Consider the following 17,142-nt stretch of genomic DNA (forward strand, 5'->3'; position numbering starts at 1 on the left):
AATGGCAGGTGTGACGGAGCACGTGGTGTATGTGGTCGACGATGACCAGGGCATGCTCGATTCAACGGTCTGGTTGCTGGAATCGGTCGGGCTCAAGGCCTTGCCGTTTACCAGTGGCGTAGAGTTCCTCAGTGCCTGTGATGCCACGCTCGACGCCTGCGTGCTGCTTGACGTGCGCATGCCCGGCATGGGCGGGTTGAACGTGCAGGAAGAAATGCGCGCTCGGGAGCTGAACCTGCCGATTATCTTCGTCAGCGGCCACGCCGATGTGCCCATCGTGGTGCGCGCGTTCAAGGCCGGCGCCCATGACTTCATCGAAAAACCCTATAACGAGCAGTTGTTGCTGGACAGCGTGCAGCAGGCGCTGAGCAACTGCGCGGCGAACCGTTCGGGTAATGAGGGCCATGACGCCTTGCAAGCCCGTTTGCTGACACTGACCCCCCGCGAGCGCGATGTCTTGCTGCCGCTGGTGCAGGGTTACACCACCCGGGAAATCGCCGAGCAACTGGGCGTCAGCGCAAAAACCGTCGACCTGTATCGCTCGCGGGTGATGAAGCGCATGCAGGCCAACACCCTGCCGGACCTGGTGGGCATGGCCATTGCCGCCGGACTGGTCGATCCACTGAAACTGCGTTGAGGCCTCGCGCCGGGTATTCAGCGTCTATGCTGGGCTAACCGATCCGCAACCGTTGCAGTGATCTGCAAGGAGGCACCCGTGGAGCCCACGCCCTTTACCGAAAAAACGCTCACCCGCACCCTGCTTGATGTGCTGATTCGTGCCGGGTTGATTGCCGTTCTAGTGCTTTTCTGTTTCGAAATATTCAGCCCGTTCCGCGACTTGATGCTGTGGTCGCTGATCCTGGCAATCACCCTCTATCCGCTGCAAGAGCGGCTGCGGGGGACGCACAAGCCAGGGCACGTGGCGACGCTGATCATTCTGACCGCCATCGTCATCCTGATGGTGCCGATCTACCTGCTGGGCACCTCGATTGCCGACTCGGTCGAACGGGCGATGGAAATCGTCAAGGGCGGAGGCTTTCACATTCCGCCGCCGGCCGAGTCAGTCGCCAGTTGGCCGCTGGTGGGCCAGCCACTCTCCGATTTATGGCTGCAGGCCTCAACCAATCTCCCCGACCTGACCGCCAAATACGTACCGCAGATCAAACACGTCAGCCTGGGCCTATTGGGCAAACTCGCGGGCGTCGGCATGGGTTTCCTGACGTTCATCTTCGCCTTGATCATTGCCGGGATTTTCATGGCCCATGGTGAAAGCGGCAGCCGCGCTGCGGTACAGATCGCCTCGCGCGTCAGCGACCCGGCCCGGGGCCCGAAAATCGCCGAACTCTGCACCGCCACCATCCGTGCGGTAGCGCTGGGCGTGGTCGGCATCGCGTTCATCCAGATGCTGCTGGTGGGGCTCGGTTTTGTCTTCAAGGGCATCCCCGGTGCCGGTCTGCTCGCTTTGGCGGTGCTGCTGCTCGGCATCATGCAGTTGCCGGTGACGCTGATTACGCTGCCGGTAATTGCCTTCGTCTTTGCCACCGAAGGCGCCAGCACCGTGACCATCATTTTCTCCATCTATGTGTTCATTGCCGGCCTGGTGGACAACGTCCTCAAACCCTTGTTGCTGGGGCGCGGTGTCGATGTGCCGATGCCGGTGGTGCTGATTGGCGCCTTGGGCGGTATGGTCACCAGTGGCATCATCGGGCTGTTCATCGGCCCGGTGGTCCTTGCCGTCGGCTATCAATTATTCTGGCAGTGGGTGCAGGATCGACCGTCGGAAGGAGGAGGGCCTCCACTGTGAATGCGCAGGATCATCAACTGCTGGATCAGGTACTGATCGCCCATGGTGGTCTGGACCGCTGGAACAGCTTAAACACCGTGCGCGCCACCCTCGTGACCGGTGGTTCGCTCTGGGGCGCGAAAGGGTTGACCCAGGACAGCGCACCTCGCCAGATGACTGTTTGGCTGCACGAGCAGAAAGCCTCGGTGACCCCCTTCGGCGGGCCCGACAAGCGGACGGCCTACACTCCCGACAGAATCGCCATTGAAACCGCAGACGGCAAAGTGATTGCCGAGCGCCAGACGCCCCGGGAGTCCTTCCGCGACCACGACGAAAACACGCCCTGGGATCCACTGCATCGCGCGTACTTCAACGGTTATGCGCTCTGGTCCTACCTGACCATGCCTTTTCTGTTCACGTGGCCGGGTGTGCTGACCGAGGAAATCGAACCCTGGCAAGAAGGCGCACAGCACTGGCGCCGCTTGCGGGTGCACTTCCCTGACCACATCGCCACGCACAGCGCCCTACAGGATTTCTACTTCAGCGAAGACTTCCTGCTGCGGCGACACGACTACAACGTAGACGTCAGTGGGGGCATGCCTGCCGCCCAGTATGTGTCTGACTACATCGAGGCTGACGGGCTGTGCATGCCCGGCAAGCGTCGTGCCTACCGACGCGGGAAGGACGGCCAGGCCGACATGGATGCCTTGCTGGTGGCCATCGATCTCAGCGAAATCGGCTATTCCTGATGCACTGCGGAGGGATGAATCATGACCGTACATTCCTGGGAAAAACTCTACCTCGATGACCTGAGCCTGGGTCAGCAATTCGAAAGCGACAGACTGCGTGTCCATCGCGCGTCGATGCTGGCCTTCGCCCAGGAGTACGACCCGCAACCGTTTCACCTCGATCCTGAAGCCGCCGAGCTGAGCCTTTTCCGCGGCCTGGCCGCCAGCGGCTGGAACACCGCCGCCCTGACCATGAAGTTGCTGGTGGACAGCGTGCCGTTGGCGGACGGCATCATCGGGTTGGGCATCGAGCTGAGCTGGCCGACGCCGACTTACCCCGATGACCTGCTGCGCCTGCAATGCACCGTGCAGGCCATCGACCCGTCAAGTTCCAAGCCCGACCGGGGCGTGGTGACGATGTTCATGGAAACCCTCAATCAGAATGACAAGGTGGTGCAGCGAGCCACCGGCAAACTGCTGGTATTCAGGAGACCGCCGCCTGACTGAAAAGTAGTCATGGGTTTAGGGCGCGCGCATGATGGCGGAGGCCGGTTTTCACCCAGTCAGTCGAGCGAGCTCTGTCGATGGCAGCGACCGGAGGAGGCGTTGTGAAACCATTTCTGCCCAGGCCCAGCGCCTCAACGATGAACATGTTGCGTGAAGGGTGCCTGCAACGCCGTGATGCGGTGCCGCAAGAGCTGACGGAACAAGCGGTCATCCCGGGCATCCCGAATGCGCGCTACTGGCTGGACCGGGACCTGACGTCGTTCATCCGGGATGCCAGCCTGGCAAACGATCGAGAGGTCGAGGCGCTCGCCGACACAGACTTGCCGGCCGACGCGCTGCCACTGGCCTACTATCTGGCCATTTCGGGGGGCGGCGACGCCGGCACCTTCGCGGCGGGCATCATCGCCGGCTGGAGCTTGCATGGGAGCCGACCTGCTTTCAAAGTCGTCACCGGCATCAGCGCGGGCGCCCTGGTCGCACCGTTCGCTTACCTGGGGCCTGAGTACGACCCGATCATCCTGGGGATCTGCAGCGCAATTGGTCCGAAAGACGTGTTCCATGCGCGAAGTGTGCTGACCCGCCTGGCCAGCGACGGCATCGCGGACAGCAAGCCCCTGGCGCGCCTTATTGCCAAATACATCACCGCCGACGTGCTCGCGGCCATCGCCGCGCAATACGCCAAAGGACGACTGCTGATGATCGGCACTACCGACCTTGATGCCGGGCGGCCCGTTACCTGGAACATGGGCGCAATTGCTTCCAGCGGAGCACCGGGCGCGCTGCACCTGTTTCGCAACATCATGATCGCGTCGATGAGCATTCCCGGCGCCGTTTCACCGGTCATGATCGATGTGGAGGTCGACGGCAAAGAGTTTCAGGAAATGCACGTGGACGGAGGCGTCCTCACTCAAGTGTTCCTTTATCCGCCGGGCACTGTGATGGCGCTGAACAGCGTGGCCGGCGCGCGCATCCGCCGGGACCGGCATTTTTATGTCATCCGCAACGGCAAACTGGAACCTCAGTGGTCCGGCACCAAGCGCCGGACCTTGAGCATCGGCGGGCGAGCCATCAGCACCTTGATCCAGACTCAGGGGATCAGCGACCTGAATCACATTTACCGGATCGCCCAGCAGGATGGCGCAGACTTCAATCTGGCGCACATCGGCGCTGATTTTATTTGTCCTCGCAACCAGAAATTCGATGGCGAATACATGAAGCGTCTGTTCGATTACGCCTTTCAACTTAGCGCGAAAGGCTATCCGTGGCATAAATCGCCGCACACCTGAGTTGCCAGCGTGAAATTAATACTGTATTTTTTCATGAAATTATAAAAACACAATTTCATGAGGCTTGTATGTTTCAGCAGTCCACGCAGCATGTCGCCAGCTACTACGCCCACAGTTGCGCTGATCACCTGACCACCCGACCGGCGCTTGCCGGCGAGCAAACCACTGAGGTTGTGATCATCGGTGCCGGTTTCAGCGGCCTGCATACTGCGTTGCGCCTGGCCTTGGCCGGCAAGCGCGTGACGCTGCTGGAAGCCAGCCGCGTGGCTTGGGCCGCGTCGGGGCGCAATGGTGGGCAGGCGATTCTCGGCTGGTCGTGCGACATGCCGCCTCTGGAAGCAGCGTTGGGCTACGAGCGTGCGCGACGGTTGTGGGACGGCATGCGCTGGGCCGCGCAAGAGCTGCGTGAGTTGCCGGCTCGCCATGGTTTCGACTGTGATTACCGCGCCGGCCACTTGTGGACCTCGGTCATGCCCCGTCGGGTCAGTCAGCTGACCGAGTGGCAGCACGAAGCCAGTCACCAGTGGGGCCACAACGGCTTGCAGTTCATCCGCCGTGAACAGTTGCCGGAGTGGGTGGCCAGCGAGCGCTACCAGGCAGGCCTTTATGACCCCGAGGGCGGGCATCTGAACCCGCTGAAACTGGCCCTCGGCCTCGCTGCCGCCATCGAACGGGCGGGCGGCCGTATCCATGAGCAAAGCAAGGCGTTGAGTTATCGAGAGCAGGGCGGTCAGTTCCTGGTAAACACCGAACGCGGATCGATTCGCGCGGATGTGCTGGTGCTGGCCTGCAATGCCTATCTCGACGAGCTCGACCCGCAGCTGGCCAGTTGCGTGTTGCCGGTGGGCACTTATCAAGTCGCCACCGCGCCGCTGACGGCCGAGCAGGCCACGGCGCTGTTGCCTAGCAATGTCTGCGTCACCGACAACCAATTCGTCCTCGACTACTTCCGTCGCACGCCGGACAACCGTCTGCTGTTCGGCGGTGGCTGCACGTATCTGGGCGGTATGCCCAAGGACATTGCCGGCGCAACCCGGCCGTTTCTGGAACGGGTATTCCCGCAGCTCAAAGGCGTGAAGCTGGAGTTCGCCTGGGGCGGGCATATCGACCTGACGCTCAAGCGCACACCAGACATCGGTCGCAGCGGTGATCGCTACTGGCTTCAGGGGTATTCCGGGCATGGTGTGCTTCCGACGTTGGCCGCCGCCCGCGCCGTGTCCGACGCGATTCTCGGCCAGAGCGATGAACTGGCGTTGTATCAGGGCTTGAGTAACGGCAGCTTCCCGGGCGGTAAATACCTGGCGGCGCCGCTGGAAGCCATCGGCAAGGCGTGGTATCGACTGCGCGACAGCATTTGATGAATCACTTGGCGGAATTCCAGGCATGAACAAGCAAGAAGAAATCGCTGCGCTGGCGATCCTTATCCACGATCTGCGCAAGCACAAGAAATACACCTTGAAGGACCTGGCCGACCAGATCGGTCGTTCCGTCGGCTTTCTCTCGCAGGTCGAACGCGGCTTGTCACGGCCCACCGTGGCCGACCTGACGGCGATCAGCGAAACCCTGGGCGTGCCGACCACCTATTTCTACAGCCTGCCCAAACCCAAGGAACTGCCGTGGGTCACCCGGCCAGATGAACGCCGCACGCTGTATTACGCCAATGGCATCACCGACATTCTGGTGTCGCCGAAGATGCGCGCTTCGTTTTCCATGCTCGAAAGTCACCTCGAAGCCGGCGCAAGCAGTGGCGAGCGGCACTTGAGTGACAGCTCGGAGCAGGGCGGCTACGTGCTCGAAGGCGAGTTGACGCTGTGGTTGGGCGATGACGATGCCGTCACCTTGCACGCTGGCGACAGCTTTCAGTTCGACAGCCATACCCGTTGCCGTTACGGCAACCTCACCGAGCAGCTCACGCGAGTGCTCTGGGTCTACACCTGATAACCACAATAGGACCTACCATGATGGACGCTGATCTGCTGGCCGAGGTGCGCGCCTTTCGCCAACGCTACCCTGATGTACGTTATGTCGACCTGATTTCCCTGGACATTCCGGGGCACTTCTACGGTAAGCGCTACCCTGTGGACATGCTGGAAAAGGTCGCAGCCGGCAGCGCGCTGAAACTGCCGCAAAACTGTGTGCTGCTGGGCGTGCAAGGCGGGTTGTTCAAGATTGGCGACTACTGCTTTAACGACGGTGACCCGGATGCGCTGCGCCGCTTGGTGCCCGGAACGCTCAAACCAGTCAGCTGGGAAGCACAACCGCTGGGGCAAATGCTGATCACCTCGGACGGCACCGAGAACCCGATCGTATTCGAGCCGCGGCAGGTCCTGGCGCAGGTGCTGGACAGGCTCGCCGGCAAAGGCATTCATCCGGTGGTGGCGTTCGAACTGGAGTTCTATCTGTTCGATAAAAAACTGCGCGACGGGCTGCCGCAATTCCCCCGGGATGACCTGACGGACGATGCCGACAATCAGCCGAACATGCACATCGAGCGCCTGTCACGCTTTGCGCCGGTGCTTGATGAGATGGTCGAGGCGTCGCGGGCGCAAGGCATCGATACCACGGTGATCACCGCCGAGCTCGGCCCGGGCCAGTTCGAAATCAATTTCGGCCATCTTGATGATGGTTTGCGCGCAGCGGACTGGGCGGCCTTGTTTTGTCGCAGCACCCGTGGTGTCGCCCTGAAACACGGTTACCGCGCCAGCTTCATGGCCAAGCCTTACTTGCAGCACCCGGGCAGCGGTATGCATGTGCACGTCAGCCTGTATGACGCCGCCGGCAATAACCTCCTCGCAGCGAACCAGCAGCAATCACTGCGCCATGCCGTGGCCGGCTGTCTGGAATTGCTGCCGCATTGCATGCCGATCTTCGCGCCGAACCAGAACGCCTTTCGCCGTTTGGGCGGCACAACCAACATCGCCACCCGGGCGAGCTGGGGCTTCGAAGATCGCGATGCGTGCCTGCGCATTCCGGAATCGGATGCGAAAAACCTGCGCATCGAATACCGCCTGGCCGGTGCCGATGCCAACCCGTACTTGGTGTTGGCGGCGATTCTGGTGGGACTCGAACATGGCCTGGAAGCGGGCAACGAACCGATCCAGCCGCTTAATGAAGACCGCAACAGTGGGGTCGACTTCCCGCTGGAGATGCTCGAAGCGGTGCGCGTCATGCAGCATCAACCGCAGCTGCGCGAAGGGTTGGGGGCGGAGTTCGTCGATGTCTATTGTGAGAACAAGCGCCAGGATCATCTGGCGTTCATGCAGGAGATCAGTGCGCGGGAGTATCGCTGGTATCTGTAAGCCAAGCGTGCCAATGCACTTTAATAAAGCTTTCGTGCGGCGGCATGCACTAAGCCAAGGCAGAAACCGCAGCGTTCATCTCCGTAAAACCCTGGAAGGAGCCGCAATACACTGACATTCAGCGCTTGGCACAATCGCTGCATTACATCGATCAGGCCCACCGTGAACGCAATCGAGTGGGCAGCCCCCTCGGTCAACGACGATCGATTCGTGGGCAACATCGGTGGGGTCAGGCAGAGACGTCTGGTTTCAACACCGCAAAAGAACAGGCAAAGACGCCTGGAACCGCAAGGTTTCAGGCGTTTTTTTTTGCTTTTTGAACCGTGATGGGCTTAGCCGGGTGCTTCTTATGAATTCCAATGTGGCCGCGTTGAACACGCTGCAAACGCTGATCGTGATCGGTAATGGCATGGTCGGACATCATTGTGTCGAACAGCTGATCGAACGCGGGGCGCTTGATCACTATCGGCTGCACGTCTTCAGCGAGGAGCCGATGCGTGCCTACGATCGCGTGCACCTTTCCGAATACTTCACCGGCCGTGACGCCGAATCGCTCGCCTTGAGTGACGCCTCGCTGTACCAGACCCCGGGCGTCACCTTGCATTTGGGTGTGCCGGTACTGGAAATCGACCGCGCCCGGCGCCAGGTGATCACCGCGCAAGGCTGCGTCGCCTACGACAAATTGGTACTGGCCACCGGGTCCTACCCGTTTGTGCCGCCGATCGAAGGCGCCGAGGGTGATTCGCGCCTGGTGTATCGCACCCTTGAAGACCTTGATGCGATCCGTGCTGCCGCGTCCAATGCCCGACGTGGCGTGGTGGTTGGCGGTGGCTTGCTCGGGCTGGAAGCCGCCAACGCCCTGAAAAGCCTGGGCCTGGAAGCCCATGTGGTGGAATTCGCCCCGCGCCTGATGCCGGTTCAGCTGGACGAGCAGGGCGGTCGTGCGCTCAAGGCCCAAATCGAACGCCTCGGCGTCAGCGTGCACCTGTCGCGTGGCACTCAATCGATCAGCCCTGGCGAGGAATATCGCTACCGGATGAATTTCGCCAATGACGAATTTCTCGAGGCCGACCTGATCGTGTTTTCCGCCGGGATCCGCGCACAAGATGCCTTGGCCCGCCAGTGCTCGCTGGAAGTCGGCCCGCGTGGCGGCGTGGTGGTCGACGACCACTGCCTGAGCAGCGATCCGCACATCTACGCCATCGGTGAATGCGCCGCGTGGAATGGCAGCATTTTTGGCCTAGTCGCCCCGGGCTACCAGATGGCGCGCGGTGTTGCCGCACGGCTGTGCAACGAAGCCGCCGAGCCGTTCATGGGCGCGGACATGTCGACCAAGCTCAAGCTGCTGGGCGTCGACGTCGGTTCCATCGGCGACGCCCACGGCAGCACACCGGGCTCGCGCAGTTATCAGTTCATCGACGAAACCACCGCCAGCTACCGCCGATTGGTAGTGGATGCGACCGGCAAACACGTGCTCGGCGCAGTGCTCGTTGGTGACAACAGCTATTACGACACGCTGCTGCAATACATGCAGAACGCGATTGCCTTGCCGGCGGAACCCGCCAGCCTGATTCTGCCCTCGTCCGAAGGCGCGCCGACCCTGGGCCCGGGCGCGTTGCCCGAGTCGGCCACGGTGTGCTCGTGCCACAACGTCACCAAGGGTTCCATTTGCTCGGCCATCGACGGTGGCTGCACCGACCTCGGCCTGCTCAAGTCGCAAACCAAGGCCTGCACCGGCTGCGGCGGTTGTGCCGGGTTGCTCAAGCAGGTGTTCGAGCATGAGCTGATGGCCCGTGGCGTCAGCGTCGATAAGAGCCTGTGCGAACACTTTGCCTATACCCGTCAGGAGCTTTACGCATTGGTACGGGTTGAAGGCGTCATCACCTTCGAAGAACTGCTGGCCAAACATGGCCGTGGCCATACCGGTTGCGACATCTGCAAGCCGGCGGTGGGCTCGATCCTCGCATCGTGCTGGAACCAGCCAATCATGGACGCCTCGCTGGTACCGCTGCAGGACACCAACGACACCTTCATGGCCAACATGCAGAAAAACGGCACCTATTCGGTGGTGCCGCGCATCCCCGGTGGCGAGATCACCGCCGACAAACTGATCGCCATCGGCGTGGTTGCGAAGAAATACGACCTCTACACCAAAATCACCGGCGGCCAGCGCATCGACCTGTTCGGCGCGCAGTTGCACGAGTTGCCGGACATCTGGGCCGAGCTGATCGAAGCCGGTTTCGAAACCGGGCATGCCTACGGCAAATCGACCCGCACGGTGAAGTCCTGCGTCGGCAGCACCTGGTGCCGGTATGGCGTGCAGGACAGCGTGAAAATGGCGCTGCTCATTGAGGACCGCTACAAGGGCCTGCGTTCGCCGCACAAGCTTAAATTCGCAGTGTCCGGTTGCACCCGTGAGTGCGCCGAAGCCCAGAGCAAAGACGTCGGCGTGATCGCCACGGAGAAAGGCTGGAACCTTTACATCGCCGGCAACGGCGGCATGCGCCCGCGTCACGCCGAGCTGTTCGCCACCGACCTCGACGATGAAACCCTGATCCGTTACATCGACCGCTTCCTGATGTTCTACATCCGCACCGCCGACAAATTGCAGCGCACCTCGGTATGGCGTGAAAGCCTGGAAGGCGGCCTCGGTTTCCTCAAGGACGTGATCATTCACGACAGCCTTGGCCTGGGTGAAGAGCTCGAATCGCAGATGCAGTTGGTGGTCGACCGCTACGAATGCGAGTGGGCCAACGCCCTCAAGGACCCGGAAAAACTCAAGCGCTTCCGCACCTTCGTCAACGACAAACGCCCGGACCCGGACATCCACTTTGTCCAGGAGCGCGGTCAACGGCGTCCGATCATGGCCGCCGAACTCAACCTTATCCCTGTCACCGAGGAGATTGCCTGATGAGCCAGTCCACTACCCGAGGCATCGCTTCCCTGGAAAACACCGACGCCTGGCAAACCGTATGCGAGCAACAGGACCTGGTCAGCAACTCCGGCGTCGTCGTCTGGTTCGACGGCGCGCAAGTGGCGCTGTTCTACCTGCCGGGTGTTGAGGGGCAGACCCTCTACGCCATCGACAACCACGACCCGCAATCCGGGGCAAATGTCATCGGTCGCGGTTTGGTTGGCAGCATCAAGGGCGATCTGGTGGTGGCCTCACCGATCTACAAGCAGCATTTCAGGCTTGAGGACGGCAGTTGCCTGGAGTACCCGCAACAGCGTTTGCGGGTCTGGCCGGTTCGGTTGAATGGTGGGGTGGTGGAAATAGGGATGGTTTGAGGACGGTTCAATTATCCAGCCGGCTCGACCGTGCAACTCATTTCCCTTGAGCCGGGCTTCTGGAAAAGCACCGCGTTGCCGTCTTGCCAGAAGCTGTAATTGCCCTGGTAATCCTTGCCGGTGTATCGGGCTCCAGAATCACTCTGTACCTGGTTCAGGGTGATCGCGGTGTTCGCCCATTTCAGGTACACGACACCCGGCTGCGTACTGAAGAAGGTGGCGGTAATCAGCGTGTTAAAGCCAGTGCAACGAAACGCCAGCGGGCCTTCGGTGAGTCGGTCTGGGTCCTTGGTTCTGACAATGGCCGAGCCCTGGCGTAGCTGGTGCGCACGCTCGGCATAACTTCGGATGATGCACGCCTTGAGTTCCGGCCCGGTGGTACATCCGTTGCGGGCGTCGATCCAGAATTGCTGGTCAATGATCACTTTGTCCGGGGGCGGAACGGAGTGTTGATCCGTGAGCGCCAGGCGATAAAGACGCGTCAGTTCGATATCCATCTGCGTCAGTTGTTGATCGCGACAGATGAGCTTTTCGACGGAGGCCCTGGTCTTGGCGCAGTCGATGCCGGGAGGGGACGCAGCCTGTGCGCAGGTGCTCGCCGCCACGCACAGGCTGGCAGCGAGTAGACAGGTGAAATGGGCCGTGACCGTTTTCATGTTGGCTTTACCCAGATCATGACGGGATGCCCGGATTGCCTTGGACCTGGCGATCCGTTGAACAGTTATTTGGTTTGCATTGGGTGTATCGCAGTGTAAGTCAGTGTTCAAAAGTTGCCACACCCGCCTGGCGGCGGGCGTTCTTCAGAATCGATCCAGTCTGTAGGGTTCGATGGCAGGTAATCCATGGGATTGGTTGGCGGTTGCCGGCGAAGCGAGTTGGGCGATGAGCTCGGCAGTGACCGCGGCCTGCGTCAGGCCCAGGTGTTGGTGACCGAAGGCGAGCAAAACCTTGCCGCCGCACACCCGATCGATGATCGGCAGCGAGTCCGGCAAGGAGGGGCGAAACCCCATCCAAGGCGTCGCCGCCTCAGCGTTCAAGTCGCGCTTGAACAGGTCTTTACTCAGCCGGTGCAGCTGCCAGGCACGCTCCATGACCGGAGGGCGGTCGAGGCCGGCGAACTCGACGGTGCCAGCCAAGCGCAGTCCATCGGCCATCGGGGTCATGATGAACTTGCGCTCCAGCGAGGTGACGGCGAACGGCAACCGCCCGTGTTCATGGGGCAACATCAGGTGATAGCCGCGCTCGGTATCCAGCGGTACTTTTTTGCCGGTCAGCGCTGCTGTCAGCTTCGCGGAGTGGGCACCGCAGGCGATCAGGGTCTGGCGGGCGGTGAAACGCCCCTGGTCGGTGATGAGCGAGACGCCGTTCTCATGCAGGTGTGCACCCAGAACCTGTTGCTTGAGGAAATGCACGCCGCTGGCTTTGGCGGCATGCACCAGTTCGCAGACCACTTGGTAGGGGTCGAGGAAATGCCCGGTGCGCGGGAAAAACAGACCGCCCTGAATTCGCTCGCTGAGTTGTGGAGCGGCCTCGCGCACCGCCTTGGCCTGCCAATAGTCGACCGGGACGTGTTGATGGCGCATCCGGGCCTGTAGCGCTTTGATCGCCGGATGCGAGTCGGGGCGCTCGAACACCAGCAACGAGCCGTCCTCGCGCAGAAGATCGGGGCGGGCAATGTCCTCCAGCAGTCGGTGCCAGGCGCCCAGGCTGCTTTCGTTGAGTGCGCGCAGGCCGGCGACGGTCCGTTGGAAGGGCGCCGGGCGCAGGTTCAGCAACAGCCGCGTGAACCAGGGCAGGGCGCGCGGCAGGTATTTCCAGTCCAGGCGCAACGGGCCCATCGGGTCCATGAGCATGGCGGGCAGGCGTTTGAGGATGGACAGGTCGGCGATTGGAAACACCTGTTCGGTCGCCAGATGCCCGGCGTTCCCGAACGAGGCGCCCCGGCCAGGCTCTTGTTGGTCGATGACCACCACTCGCAGACCTTGGCGTGCCAGCCGCAAAGCGCAGGCAACGCCGACAATGCCGGCGCCGACCACGGCAATGTCCGCGTTGTCGTGCGGGTTGTGTGTGTCGGGGGAGTCAGACATTTTTCGGGCCGCCGAGAGGGGTGGGATCAGTCGACGTTCTGCTCTGCCGACCAGTTTTTGTACCACTGGCGGAACAACGCGTACTGGTGCTCGGCGTAATGACGCTGGGCATCGCTGAGCGCATCGGATTCGTTGAAGTGCAGGGTGTATTCCTGGTCGCCATTGAGCACCATCAGGTGTTTGTAATAGAGCACCAGGTCGCAGCCCTCATCGAAGGACGACAGCACATGCAGCGCAGATTCCAGCTCTCTGGCCAAGCGGCGGGCCTTGGCGTCTCCCTTGGCCGCCTGCTTGCTCAGGGCCACCAATTGCAGGACTTCGCGCGGCAGTGCGTTGCCGATGCCGGTGATCGCGCCGGTGGCGTTGCAGTTGACGAAGCCATGGACCACCTGCGTATCGACACCGACCATCAGGGTGACGTCATCGTCCTTGGACGTGATGTTTTCGGCAGCGTAGCGCAGGTCGGCAGCACCGCCGAACTCCTTGAAGCCGATCAGGTTCGAGTGTTCGCGGCGCAGTTCGAAGAACAGATCCGCACGGGTGGCGAAGCCATAGTAAGGACTGTTATAGATCACCGCCGGCAGATTTGGAGCAGCCTCCAGGATCGCCGCGAAGTGAGCTTTTTGCGCGGCCGGCGAGGCACCCCGGGAGAGGACGCGAGGGATCACCATCAGGCCCTGGGCGCCGACCTTGGCCGCATGCGCCGCGTGGGAAATCGCTTCACGGCTGTTGACGGCGCCGGTCCCGACAATGGTCGGAACACCGGCGGCAACCAGACGCGCCACGCCTTCCTGGCGCTCGGCCTCAGTGAGCAAGGGCCAGTCACCCATGGAACCGCAATACACGACAGCACTCATGCCGATATCAATCAGTTCGCGACCTTTGGCCACCAGCGCGTCGAAGTCGGGTTTGCGCTCGGCAGTGCAGGGGGTCATCAGTGCAGGCATGCAGCCCGTGAAGATGTTGGCGCTCATTGTTGTCACTCCTTGCAGCGTTCATTCAATGTGTTTGAGAGGGAAGTGCAGCGTGTTCGCTCAAATGCCCCACGCGAAGGGATCCTGTTCGTCGATCAGCAGCGTGCTGTCGGCGGTCATGAAGGCCTGGCCGGTAATGAACGGGCGGACACGCTCGCCTTCCCATTCGTAACTGCCGACGAATTGGCTGGCGGTGATGCTGGCTTGTACCCACGGCTCACCGGCGGCCAGCTTTCCATCCGCCGCCAGGCATGCCAGTTTGGCGCTGGTGCCGGTGCCGCAGGGCGAGCGATCGTAGGCCTTGCCCGGGCACATGACGAAGTTGCGGCTGTCAGCCTGGTCGTCGTCGGCAAACAGCTCGACATGGTCGATGGCGGCGCCGTCCTCGCCATGGATGCCTTGGGCTTCCAGAGCCTTGAGCATCGCCCAGGTGTACTCGGTCAGGGCTTCGACGTTGTCGAGTTGCAACACGTGCCCGTGGTCGGACACCAGAAAGAACCAGTTGCCACCCCAGGCGATATCGCCGTAGACGCGGCCGTGTCCGGGGACGTCGACCGGCACCTGTTGGCGGTAGCGGTAGGCGGGCACATTGCGCAGGGTCACCGAGCCGTCGTCATGCAGCGTGGCGCTGACCGGGCCGACTGGCGTGTCGATCTTGTGTACACCGGGAGCAATATGCCCCAGGTAATGCAATGAGTTGACCAGGCCGATGGTGCCGTGACCGCACATGCCGAGGTAGCCGGCATTGTTGAAGAAAATCACGCCGCAAGTGGCATCCGGCGAGACCGGCTCGCAATACAGCGCGCCGACCAGCACATCGTTGCCACGGGGCTCCAGCAGGCAAGCCCTGCGCCAGTGGTCATGCTGATCGCGCAGGGCATCACGCTTCTCGATCATGGTCTGGCAGGGCAGTTGGGGGAAACCACTCATCACCAGGCGAGTCGGTTCGCCGCCGGTGTGGGAGTCGATGACATGCACTCGTTTCATCTACCTATCCTTTCGAAGTGTGCCGGTCCGCCGGTTGCCACCACCAGGCCACCGAACCTGCCGATAGAGTGAACGCGTCAGGGGCGATTGCGATTGATGTTTTCCATGGCTGCAAATGACGAAATCGGCACAATGCCGAGGGCCTCGACACAGGGGTAAACCTTGGGGCAATCTGCTTGCGCGCGCCTCGGCATCGGCTCCGAAGTGACCGGCCAGTGAAGGCCAGCTGCGGAGCGGAGAGGGCGCAAGGGAGGATTTTTGCTTGTCCGCAGAGTGGGAGAACAAGCGTCATGACGCAGAACGCATTGGCGATCCTGTGCCAAGGAAACGACCTGAATCGCCCCGATACTCTCGAAGAGTTACTCGCGGGCGTGGCACTTCTGTTGCCGATGCTGGACGTGATCCCCAATGCCGCGATCTTTATCAAGGACATGAAGGCGCGTTATGTCATGGCCAATAGCACACTGGTCCAGCGCTGCGGTTTGAAACAGTTGCAACCGCTGCTTGGAAAAACCAGCGCCGAAGTCTTTCCAGCACAACTGGGGCCTGGTTACACCGAACAGGATCGTCGTGTACTGGAGCAAGGCTTTGTCCTGGAAGACCAACTGGAGTTGCACTTATACGGGAGTCGAGAGCCCGGTTGGTGCCTGACGCATAAACGCCCGTTATACAACCGCAGCGGTGAGATCATGGGCCTGGCGGGAATTTCGGTTGACCTGCAATCGGCCAGTGATACGCACCCGGCCTATCAGCGCCTGGCAGCGGTGGATGAATACATTCGCGCGCATTTCAACCGCCGTATCACCTTGGGTGAACTGACGCGGATCGCCGGCATTTCAGTGGCGCAACTGGAACGGTATTGCAAGCGAGTGTTCCACCTGACGCCGCGGCAGATGATTCAAAAGGTTCGGCTGGAACATGCGCACCGTCTGCTGAACACCGAGGTCCCCATCACGGAAGTCGCACTGCAGTGCGGCTACACGGACCACAGTGCGTTCACTCGGCAGTTCAAGGCATTGACCGGGTTCACGCCGCGCCAGTATCGGCAGAGTAGGCGAGAAAGCCCGGAAAACCGACGGATTCGAAAAGGCCTGGTGGAGTGAACACGAAGACTTTGGTCAGGCCCTGAGCAATGAACATGACGCCTAGGGCCAGGCGCATAACGAGTGCGGCATACGGGGCGGTGCGTGAGTCGATCATGGCGCACTTGCTTTTGTTTACTTGGAGAGTGACGGCATCGTGGTCAGCCATGCGAGAAGTCCGCCAGTTCTTCAGCGACGATCTCGTTGGCCATGTCATAGAGCACGGATTTGTGCCAGACGCCACGCAGCCTGTTCCAAGGCGATATCGAAGCAGGCAGAAACCAGGTTAGAGTGCTCATAAATGTCTGTTCATAAGGGCCCTACACTCGATTCGCTTACTCGCGCCAAGCGGTTCCAGCGAACCAACAGGGCAAATAAAACCGTATATCAATCGTTATGTGAAGAATGAATCGTCCGCTGTTTGTTTCTCTAGATGGGCCCAAGGGCGCTGGCAAAACCACACTGTTGGAGGCCGTTACGAAAGGACTGAGGGCTGACAACAAAAAGGTGATCCGACTTTGCGAGAAAAAAAGCGATCCCTATAGGGGTGAAACAATGGCCCTCGTTAACAGATTCGTCAGAAATCCCACCCGGGATTTGGAGTTGGAGGTTTGTGAGCGCTTTGCTGATAGCCGTACCTGGATTTCCCAGCACGTGCTGGCTAAACAGCCACCAGGCAGCATCATCTTGATTGATCGCTGGTACCCGTCTGATGCCGCGTTTCGCCGGATAGTCCCGTTTGCAGAGATTCTACAGTTGAACATCGATCGAAACGTGCAAGTGCCAGACCTGCATGTCGGGGTTGTCACCGCCCCTGAAATTTCATGGGCGAGGGCGGCGGCACGACGGCGTGGGCTGAGCAGTACTGTGATCCATAAGCTGGAAGAACATGTCGCTTGTACCGAAGCGTTCGAGCGAGCGATTGCAGATCACGGCTGGGTTTTATGCCGCAATGAAGGAACGATAGAAGACGCAACGATGCAGGTGATTTCTGAGATCTATAAAGTCCTTCGATGACCTGCAGGCGAAGTTCGCTGCGCCGGCCTTGATGCGGTTGAGAAAGCCGTAGATCCATCGACGGGGTGATTTATCGCCGCAGCGGTAGCCGGCTGACGCTTTGA

General features: G+C 61.0%; 17 protein-coding genes and 1 pseudogene. 12 read left to right on the forward strand and 6 right to left on the reverse strand.

What is annotated here, in order from left to right; genetic code table 11:
- The first annotated feature begins 1 nt into the window (after position 1).
- The 10 genes from ACA068_RS15265 (at position 2) to nirD (ending at position 10,891) form a co-directional block, all read left to right on the forward strand.
- Positions 2-637, forward strand: a complete 636-nt coding sequence (locus ACA068_RS15265; protein WP_497302856.1) for a response regulator transcription factor — start codon at positions 2-4, stop codon at positions 635-637.
- A 78-nt stretch (positions 638-715) separates the two neighbouring features.
- Complete coding sequence (locus tag ACA068_RS15270) at positions 716-1,804, forward strand: AI-2E family transporter (RefSeq protein WP_497302857.1); 1,089 nt, start codon at positions 716-718, stop codon at positions 1,802-1,804.
- Positions 1,801-2,532 carry a hypothetical protein gene (locus tag ACA068_RS15275; RefSeq protein WP_497302859.1) on the forward strand — a complete coding sequence of 244 codons (732 nt, stop codon included), beginning with the start codon at positions 1,801-1,803 and terminating at the stop codon, positions 2,530-2,532. Before ACA068_RS15270 ends, ACA068_RS15275 begins: the two co-directional genes overlap by 4 nt.
- A gap of 21 nt (positions 2,533-2,553) precedes the next feature.
- On the forward strand, positions 2,554-3,018 hold the full coding sequence (locus ACA068_RS15280; RefSeq protein ID WP_497302861.1) for a MaoC family dehydratase: 465 nt from the start codon (positions 2,554-2,556) through the stop codon (positions 3,016-3,018).
- A 101-nt stretch (positions 3,019-3,119) separates the two neighbouring features.
- Positions 3,120-4,304 carry a patatin-like phospholipase family protein gene (locus ACA068_RS15285; RefSeq protein ID WP_497302863.1) on the forward strand — a complete coding sequence of 395 codons (1,185 nt, stop codon included), beginning with the start codon at positions 3,120-3,122 and terminating at the stop codon, positions 4,302-4,304.
- A gap of 68 nt (positions 4,305-4,372) precedes the next feature.
- On the forward strand, positions 4,373-5,662 hold the full coding sequence (locus ACA068_RS15290; protein ID WP_497302865.1) for an NAD(P)/FAD-dependent oxidoreductase: 1,290 nt from the start codon (positions 4,373-4,375) through the stop codon (positions 5,660-5,662).
- Between the two features lie 25 nt (positions 5,663-5,687).
- Positions 5,688-6,242, forward strand: a complete 555-nt coding sequence (locus ACA068_RS15295; protein ID WP_497302867.1) for a helix-turn-helix domain-containing protein — start codon at positions 5,688-5,690, stop codon at positions 6,240-6,242.
- 20 nt (positions 6,243-6,262) lie between these two features.
- Complete coding sequence (locus ACA068_RS15300; protein ID WP_497302869.1) at positions 6,263-7,603, forward strand: glutamine synthetase family protein; 1,341 nt, start codon at positions 6,263-6,265, stop codon at positions 7,601-7,603.
- A gap of 349 nt (positions 7,604-7,952) precedes the next feature.
- Positions 7,953-10,514, forward strand: coding sequence for a nitrite reductase large subunit NirB (gene nirB, locus ACA068_RS15305; RefSeq protein ID WP_497302871.1), 2,562 nt, complete (start codon positions 7,953-7,955; stop codon positions 10,512-10,514).
- Positions 10,514-10,891, forward strand: a complete 378-nt coding sequence (gene nirD, locus ACA068_RS15310; protein ID WP_497302872.1) for a nitrite reductase small subunit NirD — start codon at positions 10,514-10,516, stop codon at positions 10,889-10,891. The genes nirB and nirD overlap by 1 nt, the downstream gene beginning before the upstream one ends.
- A gap of 11 nt (positions 10,892-10,902) precedes the next feature.
- Here nirD and ACA068_RS15315 read toward each other — a convergent pair whose 3' ends face one another.
- From ACA068_RS15315 to ACA068_RS15330, 4 genes are all read right to left on the reverse strand, one after another.
- The gene (locus tag ACA068_RS15315) at positions 10,903-11,547 is read right to left on the reverse strand and encodes an MliC family protein (RefSeq protein WP_497302873.1); all 645 of its coding nucleotides are present in this window, start codon (positions 11,545-11,547) and stop codon (positions 10,903-10,905) included.
- 144 nt (positions 11,548-11,691) lie between these two features.
- On the reverse strand, positions 11,692-12,978 hold the full coding sequence (locus ACA068_RS15320) for an NAD(P)/FAD-dependent oxidoreductase (protein ID WP_497302875.1): 1,287 nt from the start codon (positions 12,976-12,978) through the stop codon (positions 11,692-11,694).
- 26 nt (positions 12,979-13,004) lie between these two features.
- A complete protein-coding gene (locus ACA068_RS15325) occupies positions 13,005-13,952 on the reverse strand; it encodes a dihydrodipicolinate synthase family protein (protein ID WP_497302877.1) in 948 nt (315 codons plus the stop codon).
- 60 nt (positions 13,953-14,012) lie between these two features.
- Entirely contained in the window at positions 14,013-14,939 is a 927-nt protein-coding gene (locus ACA068_RS15330; protein WP_497302878.1) for a 4-hydroxyproline epimerase, read from the reverse strand.
- A 290-nt stretch (positions 14,940-15,229) separates the two neighbouring features.
- Between ACA068_RS15330 and ACA068_RS15335 the strand changes: the two genes are divergently transcribed.
- Positions 15,230-16,042: a PAS domain-containing protein gene (locus ACA068_RS15335; RefSeq protein WP_497302879.1), complete on the forward strand. Its 813-nt coding sequence runs from the start codon at positions 15,230-15,232 to the stop codon at positions 16,040-16,042.
- On the opposite strand, the pseudogene ACA068_RS15340 reads toward ACA068_RS15335, so the two are convergent.
- Positions 15,990-16,139, reverse strand: a pseudogene (locus ACA068_RS15340) (DoxX family membrane protein); the annotation flags it as partial. The gene ACA068_RS15335 and the pseudogene ACA068_RS15340 sit on opposite strands and share 53 nt — an antisense overlap.
- Before the next feature lie 43 nt (positions 16,140-16,182).
- Positions 16,183-16,320, reverse strand: coding sequence for a hypothetical protein (locus tag ACA068_RS15345; protein ID WP_497302881.1), 138 nt, complete (start codon positions 16,318-16,320; stop codon positions 16,183-16,185).
- Between the two features lie 106 nt (positions 16,321-16,426).
- On the opposite strand from ACA068_RS15345, the gene ACA068_RS15350 reads away from it, so the two are divergent.
- Positions 16,427-17,038: a dTMP kinase gene (locus tag ACA068_RS15350; RefSeq protein ID WP_497302883.1), complete on the forward strand. Its 612-nt coding sequence runs from the start codon at positions 16,427-16,429 to the stop codon at positions 17,036-17,038.
- The last annotated feature ends 104 nt before the right edge of the window (positions 17,039-17,142 follow it).

The sequence above is a fragment of the Pseudomonas sp. LBUM1660 genome (genome assembly GCF_059695935.1).